Origin of the sequence: Citrobacter amalonaticus (assembly GCF_037053465.1) — a bacterium.
Taxonomy (GTDB): domain Bacteria; phylum Pseudomonadota; class Gammaproteobacteria; order Enterobacterales; family Enterobacteriaceae; genus Citrobacter_A; species Citrobacter_A amalonaticus_H.
The window spans coordinates 1-9,659 of sequence record NZ_JBALIF010000034.1 but is presented as its reverse complement, the minus strand read 5'-3'; the positions used below and the strand labels follow the sequence as shown (position 1 = coordinate 9,659).

General features: G+C 43.0%; 6 protein-coding genes and 2 pseudogenes. 4 read left to right on the top strand and 4 right to left on the bottom strand.

Annotated features, from left to right (window positions below):
* Positions 1–219: 219 nt before the first annotated feature.
* Entirely contained in the window at positions 220–573 is a 354-nt protein-coding gene (locus tag WB371_RS23360; RefSeq protein ID WP_336222337.1) for a hypothetical protein, read from the bottom strand.
* A 346-nt stretch (positions 574–919) separates the two neighbouring features.
* On the opposite strand from WB371_RS23360, the gene WB371_RS23355 reads away from it, so the two are divergent.
* The 3 genes and pseudogenes from WB371_RS23355 to WB371_RS23345 form a co-directional block, all read left to right on the top strand.
* The gene (locus WB371_RS23355; protein WP_336222336.1) at positions 920–3,496 is read left to right on the top strand and encodes an autotransporter outer membrane beta-barrel domain-containing protein; all 2,577 of its coding nucleotides are present in this window, start codon (positions 920–922) and stop codon (positions 3,494–3,496) included.
* Positions 3,497–3,739: 243 nt separating this feature from the next.
* Positions 3,740–5,263 carry an EAL domain-containing protein gene (locus tag WB371_RS23350; protein ID WP_336222335.1) on the top strand — a complete coding sequence of 508 codons (1,524 nt, stop codon included), beginning with the start codon at positions 3,740–3,742 and terminating at the stop codon, positions 5,261–5,263.
* Between the two features lie 652 nt (positions 5,264–5,915).
* Positions 5,916–5,996 (top strand): annotated as a pseudogene (locus tag WB371_RS23345) (hypothetical protein); the annotation flags it as partial.
* Positions 5,997–6,141: 145 nt separating this feature from the next.
* Here WB371_RS23345 and WB371_RS23340 read toward each other — a convergent pair.
* Both WB371_RS23340 and WB371_RS23335 read right to left on the bottom strand, forming a co-directional pair.
* Positions 6,142–6,471: a hypothetical protein gene (locus WB371_RS23340; protein WP_336222334.1), complete on the bottom strand. Its 330-nt coding sequence runs from the start codon at positions 6,469–6,471 to the stop codon at positions 6,142–6,144.
* A gap of 22 nt (positions 6,472–6,493) precedes the next feature.
* Positions 6,494–7,201 (bottom strand): scabin-related ADP-ribosyltransferase, encoded by a 708-nt coding sequence (locus tag WB371_RS23335; protein ID WP_336222333.1) that lies wholly within the window; start codon positions 7,199–7,201, stop codon positions 6,494–6,496.
* 839 nt (positions 7,202–8,040) lie between these two features.
* Between WB371_RS23335 and WB371_RS23330 the strand changes: the two are divergent.
* Positions 8,041–8,249, top strand: a pseudogene (locus WB371_RS23330) (DUF1272 domain-containing protein).
* 252 nt (positions 8,250–8,501) lie between these two features.
* Here WB371_RS23330 and WB371_RS23325 read toward each other — a convergent pair.
* On the bottom strand, positions 8,502–9,374 hold the full coding sequence (locus WB371_RS23325) for a DUF6615 family protein (protein ID WP_336222332.1): 873 nt from the start codon (positions 9,372–9,374) through the stop codon (positions 8,502–8,504).
* Positions 9,375–9,659 lie beyond the last annotated feature (285 nt).

Sequence of the window (9,659 nt, the reverse complement as noted above, 5' to 3'; positions counted from 1 at the left end):
CAAAAAAATGGAGTATGCCGATCCAGAACTGGCGGCTGGCAATGAGTCGCTTTATTATCGAGTTCGGTGACCGCCTGAGCGATCACCTTTAATGAGTGGGCAGTTACACAGAATTATTTACAGGGTCTCCAGAACTGGCGGCTGGCAATGAGTCGCTTTATTATCGAGTTCGGTGACCGCCTGAGCGATCACCTTTAATGAGTGGGCAGTTACACAGAATTATTTACAGGGTCTCTCGACGGCGGCGGCACCTTCTTTGGTCTTATTCCATCCTTTTTCCGCACCTTCTTTCGTGGCATTCCACCCTTTTTCCGTGCCTTCTTTGGTGTTATTCCAGGCTTTCTGCGAGTCTTCGCTGATTTTACTGCTCAGGTCATCACTTGTACCTTCAGCCTGGTGTTTCGCTTTCAGTTGTTGCTCTTCGCCCTGATTCTGAACCTGATGCAGTTTTTCTTTTGCCGTATTTGCATTTTCATGCGCGGCTGCCACATCATTATCGGTTGCGTGTGTGGTTGCGGCAAAAACAGGTGAAGCCAGCAGAAGTGCAGATAAGGCGATCATTGTCTTTTTCATAATATCCTCGCTTATAGGAATACTGATTAGCGTGATTCAGCATGGCACGTTAGCGAAGCGCTGGCTTTAGGAAAAAACTGTAAGTGAAAAAATCGCGCTTCATGGTTAATAAAATATTTATTATTTCAAATAATATCCTCTTGCTAATCATTGAGAGTTATTCGGAATATTGTCAAAAAAATATCTCTTTGTTTTTAAATGATTTTATTAAACGCGAATTGTCTGATTTCTGGACGTCTGTTATAAGACCCACGTTTGCGAAAACTGAAAAAACTGAGAGCTCAAATCTGGTGATCTGCGCGTGGAGAGTAGTAAAAAAATAAGTATTAATGACATGGAGTCGTTTATGACATTAAAGAAGTACGCAATTCTGATGGGACTGTTTTCTTTCGAGGGTTTTGCTGCTGAAGCTGTCTGTAACTCCTCTGATGGCGTTCAGTTGACCTGTCGTGGCGAGACTGGGCTTATCACGGATATTGAAAGTATCCTTAATTCATACAACAGCGCAACCATTTCAACGACGGGGCGCGAGTTCAGTTATGGATTAGATTTATGGAAGCAAAGCCAATATCACCTTACCGCTGAAAACATCAATATCATCACCAATGGAGACTGGTCTGATGGTATTCGTGGACGGAATTCCACGTTTGTCATGGATAGTAATTTGACGATTAAAACCTATGGTAATTTTTCTTCTGGAATATATCTGGAGGAAACGGAATATGCTGATCTGACGTTTAATGGCGGTATGGATATTTATGCCCGGCATGGTATGGGGATTGCTGCGGAAATTACCCAGGGGCGAAATAAAAATAATGTACTCACAGCCGGAGATAATATTTCAATTGTCACGGACGGCGCAGGCAGTAATGTATACAGAGGGGCGGGATACGGTGTCTATGCAGGTTCAGCATACTATCTCAACGCCATGGGATTTGTTCCCGATCACAGTAATGCCCGCATTACTCTGGGAAACAATGTCTCTGTACAAACCAATGGCGACAAAGCCCATGCGGTTTACGCCAATAAAACCGGGATGATTCAGGTCGGTGATATCTCTGTGCTTACCCGGGGCCAGCAGGCGGACGCATTAAGAGCAGAAGACGGTATTAAGCATTTACCGCCAGGGCAGCGCGCGACTTTTAACCAGACAGAAAGCTACGAGGGGGGAAAAATCTTCCTCACCCGGAACGTTAATATTGATATGGAAGGTTCCGGGAGTTACGCCATGTATTCCACCGGTTTCGGCTCGTATATCGGCTCCTCCTGGCTGGGGGGACAGCAGTCTCGCGGCACCTATATCGTCAATGGCGATTTGCTGGCCGACAGACAGGGGGTTATCGATTTACGCATGACGCAGGGGTCGGCGTTTACCGGTAGCGCGAACTCAACTCAGCTCAATGCGGATAACTCTCTGAATACGGTTGATAACGGATATATCTATCTGCATATGTCCAGAACCAACAGTGTCTGGAATATGACCGCAGATTCCGTTGTTACCCGCCTCGATCTGAATGATGCGAATTTGACCTACGCGGCGCCGGGCAGTTTCTCATCCTACACACCGAAATTTTTGCGGGTTATTGAAGATTATTCGGGCAGCAATGGCATCCTGACGCTGAACACCGTACTCGGCGGCGATGATTCATTGACGGATAAACTGTATGTTCTGGGCGATGTTGAAGCCGGGAATACCCAGGTCAGCATTAACAATATCGGCGGTCAGGGCGCGCTCACCCAGCAGGGGATCGAAATTGTGAATGTCGGCGGCGAGTCCATCGGTACATTCACTAAATATGGCCGTATCGTTGCTGGCGCTTATGACTATGACGTCGTCCGTAAAGGAGAGAACTGGTATCTGGTCAGCGGTATTGGCTCTGAGCCTGCGCCAGATCCAGGACCTTCTCCGGAACCTTCGCCACAGCCCCAGCCAGCACCGGGTGAACCTGTGATCCGTCCGGAAGCAGGGGAATACGTTGCGAACATTGCCGCAGCAAATAGCTTGTTCCAGCTTCGTCTGCATGACCGTATCGGCGAACCACACTATATTGATGCCCTAACTGGAGAGACGAAAAAAGTGACGGGGCTCTGGATGCGGCATGTCGGTGGACACACCCGCTTCAAAGACAACAGCGGGCAGGTTAACACTCAGGCTAACCGTTATGTCGTACAGTTGGGCGGAGACATCGCACAGTGGAGCAGCGATGAGAAAGACAAATACCTTCTCGGGATTATGGGCGGCTATGCCAACCAGAAAAGTAACTCGCACAATAAGTTGAACCGTTATTACAGCAGGGGCAGCGTGGAGGGTTACAGCCTGGGAGTTTACGGGACATGGCTGCAAAATAACGAGGAGCAGACGGGCGCTTATGTGGACAGTTGGCTGATGTATAACTGGTTTGATAATACTGTCAGCGGTGAAAATCTGGCCCAGGAAGACTATTCGTCAAAAGGTTTTACTGCTTCTGTTGAATCCGGTTACACCTGGAAAATTGGCGAGAAAAATGAGCGGGAAAGCTACTATTTTCAGACGGTTGGGCAGTTGACCTGGATGGGCGTGAAAGCCAACGCTCACAGTGAAGCGAATGGTACGCGGGTGACCAGCGAAGGGGACGGCAACATTCAGTCCCGGCTGGGGGCGCGCTTATTTATCAAAGGGTATAGCCAGCTTGATGAAGGCAAAGAGCGTATCTTCGAACCTTTCGTTGAGGCTAACTGGATCCACAATACCAAACGTTTTGGCGCATCCATGAGCGGTGTGGACGTTGAGCAGGCCGGAACCCGTAACATCGCTGAGCTAAAAGTTGGTGTGGAAAGTCAGCTCAATCGTAACGTTAATCTCTGGGGGAATGTTGCTCAGCAGATTGGTGATGCGGGTTACAGCGACACCAGCGCTATGCTGGGGTTGAAAGTGAATTTCTGAGGATAACCGGCAAGTCCGCAATATTCTTTTCGCGAATCGCAACTGCACTCCAAACGTTGGATCCCCAACCGAGTAAAGTGCAGTTTTTTGTTATCTGTAGTCACACCCGTCACCGCTGATGGCGGAAAAATAAATGCCTCAGGAACTATGGTTATTTTAAATGCTTTCACCCATGCTTTTAGATAAGTCACATTGATCGTGTAAGCAGCATTACAATAACTTGTTTATCGTCCGGAGCCGACAATGCGTAACACTCTTCTTCCCATCATTGTTGCTGTGTTGCTCTTCATTTTTGGCGTATCGATTCTTAACGCGCAACTCTGGTATTCCGCAAGAGAGGACAGCCTTGTGGGAGCCCGATATATTGTCAAAGATGTGAATAATATTCTTGATGAAGCGAGTCATGCCACGAAAACGGCCCAGGAAGTTGCACAAAAAGGTTGCGATCAGGAAGGGCAGTATCGATTGGGTACAGAAGCAGCGCTTCAGCCTCATCTCAGGACAATCTTCATTTACAAACAGGGTGTGGTTTGGTGCTCGTCACTGTCGGGTAATCGCGTTTTACTGACTCGGCTTCCGGCAATTACCGATGCCCGACTCTTGCTTGTGTCGGCGAAAAATACGGTTAACGCACGGCCTGTATTGTTAAATCAGACGCTGCTTGCGGACAGCCGCATTGTGGTGACCATCAGCGATCAACATATTCGTGACGCACTGCGTACCCCTCTTAAAGAGGTGAATTACGCCTTTATGGCCGGGAATGCGATGCTGGGGTTGTCGGGCGATGTGACGATCCCACATGTTTCTGAGCCAAATTTTGGCCGCGTAAACTCTGAACATTACCCTTTTGCTGTCAGATACAATCAACCACCAATATTTAGCGCGCACAGACTCATCAGTCAGGGAATGGGCGTCGTTATTTTTATTACGCTAATATCGTGTCTGGCTGGATATGCGCTTGAGCGATATTTAAACCGTAATACCACGCCGGAAGAAATGCTTCGCCGGGCCATCATGAAAGGTGAAATAGTGCCTTTTTATCAACCCGTAGTGAACGGCAGGGAAGGCACATTGCGTGGAGTCGAAGTGCTGGCGAGATGGAAACATCCTAAAGCGGGTTTTATTTCCCCGGCATCATTTATTCCTGTTGCCGAAAAATCGGGACTGATAATACCGCTCACACAAGGGTTGATGAACCAGGTTGTGGAGAATATGAATGCGATCGCCAGCAAGCTGCCAGAAGGATTTCATGTCGGCATTAACTTTAGCGCATCTCATATTACTTCCCCGACATTTGTTGAGGAGTGCCTTAAATATAAGGCGAAATTTGAAAGAAAAGATCTCAACCTCGTGATAGAAGTAACAGAACGAGAACCATTGCATGTTGATGAGCACCTGGTACAAACCCTGAATATTCTTCACGAGAATGGTTTTGTGATTGCGCTGGATGATTTTGGAACAGGGTATTCGGGGCTCTCTTATCTCCATGATCTGCATATTGATTACATCAAGATCGATCAGAGCTTTGTCGCCCGCGTCAACATGGAGGAGGATTCCACACGGATTCTGGATTGTGTGCTGGATCTGGCACGGAAGCTGTCGTTAAGCATTGTCGCTGAAGGCGTGGAAACGAAAGAACAAGTTGATTACCTCAACAGAAATGATATTACCTTTCAACAAGGGTATTATTTTTTTAAACCTGTTAGCTTTACTGAACTCATTAAAATTCTTTTATCAAAGCCCAGAGTAAAGGTTGTGGTTGAGTAGGAACTTATTTTTTACTGGTATGTGTATTCTCCATAGCGTTCACATCAATCATACCTTTATGGGCGTCCAGGTAATAGCATTTTGTCTTAGATGTATATTCTAAAGAGGCATTTTCACATTGTTCAAGATGACTGTAAGCGCCGATAATTTCTTTATTCGACGCGTTTCCTGAAAGACTCATTATCAGTGCCAGAACGTACATTTTTTATCCTTGAAATAATAGAGTGTTGGTCTTTTTCGAGAAAGGTAATTTACAATCAGTTTTTAAACTGGTAAAAAACTTTTTTTAATGATAGCCTGGATTTTATAGAAAACAAGTTGAACTCTCCTAAAAGTCCACTTTCAGATAGTTAACGCAATTGTTGTAGTATCGTAAGAATAGAGAGTCAGATTTGTGAGATGACGGAAAATTCATCCGGACAGTGTGAGACTGCTTGCTTATTATTCGGGGTACTAACAAACTTACATTGCTTTCTATTCGCTCTGTACTATGACTAATTAGATCGTATTTAGGTACTCATGTAAGTGTGAGCCTAAATCGTGGTTGAGTTTATTGAGAGAGCCGAGCTTCAACATGCACGACCCCGCCTTTTCTTCTCACAGCATGTTGATGCCGATAAGGTGAATTAACTGCCCGACAATCTTGTCTTCAATCAGTGCTGACTGGCAACGGCGTGGACAATATAAACGCGAGGTAACGCCGGGACAGAATGAAAAATACTACCTTGCCGGGCATTGCACTGTGGAACTTAGGCCAGGCAACATATTGAAATCAGTAGGTCAGATAGCATCCTGTTTTACTACCCGGAAAATACTGAGAATATTTGCTATGTTCTTGGCCTAACAGGTGTACGAATGTCAATGTTATAGTGGTGATGTTAATTAACGTTGTACGTCCTTTCCATTGCCATGGGTCTGCCATCTGAATTTGATAAGCAAATATCAACCGGCACACCAGTCAGGAGAGACACTTTTGCAAAATCATGGATTCGGGAACCTGTATCATGTCTCAAATGATACCACGTTCCATTATATTGAAAGTTGGTTGCACCTGATTCATCAATATTGAGATTTGTGATTGTATGGTTCGTTACCAGTTGACCACTTCTTTCACTACAAATCTGAGATAAAGATTGTCCATCTGCTATCGCATTAATACAATAACTTAAAATGGATAGTGCTAAGGGTAATGTAACTTTAAAGGACATAAAACCTCCAGTTTAAATAAATTTAAAGTTCTGAATGACTCAGGCAACTTGAACAGAATAGAGCAGGCAGACGGCGATCAACATCTTCCAGCGGTAGAAAATCAGCTCCTATAGCCGATAAACCAACAAGTAATCGAGCTCGGTGATCCAGAGGAGAGGTGTCGGAACTGGTAAATGGACCGTCATGAGAGTGTGTATTTTGACTTTCTATATAATTGGGGTTCGATCTGCTCTCTGTAATCCATTCACCATTTTCAAATCTAATTGTTTCTACTGATCTAATTTGTGTTGAACTTATTATATTGTATGCGGTATATTCTTGCTCACGTGCTACAGTCGCGCGAACATCGTCACTGACACGGATGTTGTGTTGATCATAAATATGATAAACCGTCTCAAGAGCAGGATAAAAGTTATCTGTTGCTCTGATGTTATATATATAATAAGGGGAGCCAGTCGCTACCGCTCGTTCGCGCGCGAAATTATTGGCAATATCATGATTGGATGAGGTCGGAATAAATGCGGAGTCTCTGGAGCCTGTTGTGCCGGATAATCCTAATATGTGTGAAATGTAATTAATGTTTGTACCCCATGCAGTAAATCCATTCTGGAATACCTCGTCAGGTGGCCGATTATCAGCGCGATAAACAGTCTTAACTGTTATGGCATTTGCTGTACAGATTCCATAAAATATGAATAACATGAGGTATACTAAGTGAATCTTATTCATATCACTCCCGATTAGTTAAGGTGGCTACGTTTTTATCTAAGTGAACTCGTTATTAATCGATAAAACCTGTACTCAGGTTGTGTTAAAAAATCACTTGAGTTGGATGAATGTCTCCTTTAAATTCCAAAGAAAGCATATATTTCCCCTTGGTAAGGTAATTGTCAGTGTTTTTCTGAATCTTGTTTAAAGGTAATATAATGAAAATATAAATCATGTTTCTGTCCAAAAATGTGCAAAATAGGTCAATAATTTAACTAAATTATGCACCAACAGAAATTGGTTCACCGACAGGACCACATATGTTTTGGACAAATGCAGCAAAAATAAAACTGAAATTTCACCTCGTTTATGCATGTTTAATGCGCAATCAGATGAAACAGAGAGGGCAGCCATCCATTAGATCGGGTATTGCGATTGCAGCTATCCAAATCATGACCATACATGCAACAAAAAAATGTAATTAATTGAATATATAGGATTTTTTAAGGTTAATGAGCTGGCGTCCTTGTAATTGGTGGGGGAGCTGGTTGAGTTTGTTTGAGATTTTGGTTTTTTTCGCGAAGGGGAAGGCGCAAAAAGAGTGGCGATGATTTTGATATGGAAGGTTTTTTGTATCTCATTGATTTTTAAGTTGATTGTTGGGAGTGGGATTTTCCTTGCTAGTTTAGGCTCTGGTGGACGCTACAGGCTTGTCGTTTGTTTCCGGAAGTGAGTGTTTCTGTCGGATAATTCACTCTCTTGAATTTTCCCGCCTGTAGACCATTCTCATCTAATACATATAAACAACCGAAGTCGATACAGGTAGCTGGCCTTAGGTATATTAACAATAAGAGAGCACCATGCTTGAACTCCGTCCTAATTGCGAATGCTGTGATAAAGATCTGCTGCCTGAATCAAAAGAGGCATACATCTGTTCATTCGAATGCACATTTTGCCTCGATTGCGTGGCCCAACGGCTTAACGCCAGTGCCCGAACTGCGGAGGGGAACTGGTGCGACGTCCAATACGCCCCGAAGCATCCCTCCTGCGTCACCCTGCATCCCTATAAACAGTAGAGATGAAAACTGTGCTTTCTTCTTGCTTATAACGGCCTTCGTGCTCCTGCTAGCTGTCTGCTGTGTGCCTGTGATCTTCTCGCTGAAAACAGTACCGGGCTAAACTGAAGTCGTGGCCTTATCGACCATGTCGGATCCGATAGCATTTTATTCAGGCTATATTAGTCAGAGGTAGAAGTTCATATATAACATGTTTTTATAATTATCATTTTGCTAAAGGTTTGTTAGAATGTTTTTATAAAATGTTATGATTCTTTTTTTGTTTTTTTAAGTAGTTCTAAATCGATAACTAATATTCGTTTTGGCACAGGGGTATTATTTGGGTATAACAATCCCTTGGCTTTATCGAATATTTCGTCATCATTAAATAACTTCGAAACATCATAGCCTTGTAGTATATGATTTAGATTGATCTCTTTCTCGTTTATTTTATGCTGTTCTATTGTTTCATAATCTGAAGCCAGAATTGAAATGTTCGAGTATGAGAGTGTCATCACATTTGGAGGTTGTGGGAGAATAGAGGGTTTAGAGATGTTTTTTTTGTAAGTGCTAACACACTCAAGTAAACAACAAAGTGGATATGTTGTTTTAAATTTATGTATCGTAGGGAAATTCTTCCCTCTTTTTATATTAATCGCTCTAACTACCAATTCAAGATTGGCAATGGTAATCCCCATTTTCTTTTTGGATATTGGTTTTTGATAATTCCAGTATTCATCAAGTTCAGTTTGTTTTGGGTAGTTGTAAAACGCATAGAGCGCAATTGCTTTCGTATTTTTAGCATGTTTTCTCAAGATTTCATATTGTAGTTTTTTATCTTTTCCTACTTCGTGTTTAAGCGTTTTATATGAATATTGATTGTAATCCATTTTTTTTGCTTGTATAGCATATCGCACCCAACCATTTTTAATACTTCCGATCCACCATTCCCAATCAGTGCCGCTTTCTGATTCTTTATCTTTGGCGGTTTTTCTTATAGTCAGGTAATTATAGTCTCTTCTGGCAATCTCGATTAATATCAGATCACTAATTGTTTCCTCACCTATTGAAACTCCTAATTTCTTTCCATCGTTAAGCAAGTCCCATACATACTCAGAAATATCAGAAAAAACACTCATTTATATGATCCACATAAACTAAACCAATATATATAACTATCGGCATTATTAGTAAAATCTTTAGACATTTTGTTAAATCCTAAACATGTAACTCAGCATACGTTGAAAATGTATCACCGATGTCTCTATTTTTGAAGTTAAACTATAGTGAAGTGAGGTTGTAAGTATCCCGCATAATCGTGCCATTCACATTTAGAGATCATCCGGCATAATCAATCTGCCAACGAAGGAGATCGCTATGCGTAAAGCCCGTTTTACTGAGCATCAGATCATCGCTGTGATTAA

Coding starts and splice junctions, on each gene's coding strand:
- WB371_RS23360 (WP_336222337.1), bottom strand. CDS start 573: ATGAAAAAGACAATGATCGCCTTATCTGCACTTCTGCTGGCTTCACCT.
- WB371_RS23350 (WP_336222335.1), top strand. CDS start 3,740: ATGCGTAACACTCTTCTTCCCATCATTGTTGCTGTGTTGCTCTTCATT.
- WB371_RS23340 (WP_336222334.1), bottom strand. CDS start 6,471: ATGTCCTTTAAAGTTACATTACCCTTAGCACTATCCATTTTAAGTTAT.
- WB371_RS23325 (WP_336222332.1), bottom strand. CDS start 9,374: ATGAGTGTTTTTTCTGATATTTCTGAGTATGTATGGGACTTGCTTAAC.
- WB371_RS23335 (WP_336222333.1), bottom strand. CDS start 7,201: ATGAATAAGATTCACTTAGTATACCTCATGTTATTCATATTTTATGGA.
- WB371_RS23355 (WP_336222336.1), top strand. CDS start 920: ATGACATTAAAGAAGTACGCAATTCTGATGGGACTGTTTTCTTTCGAG.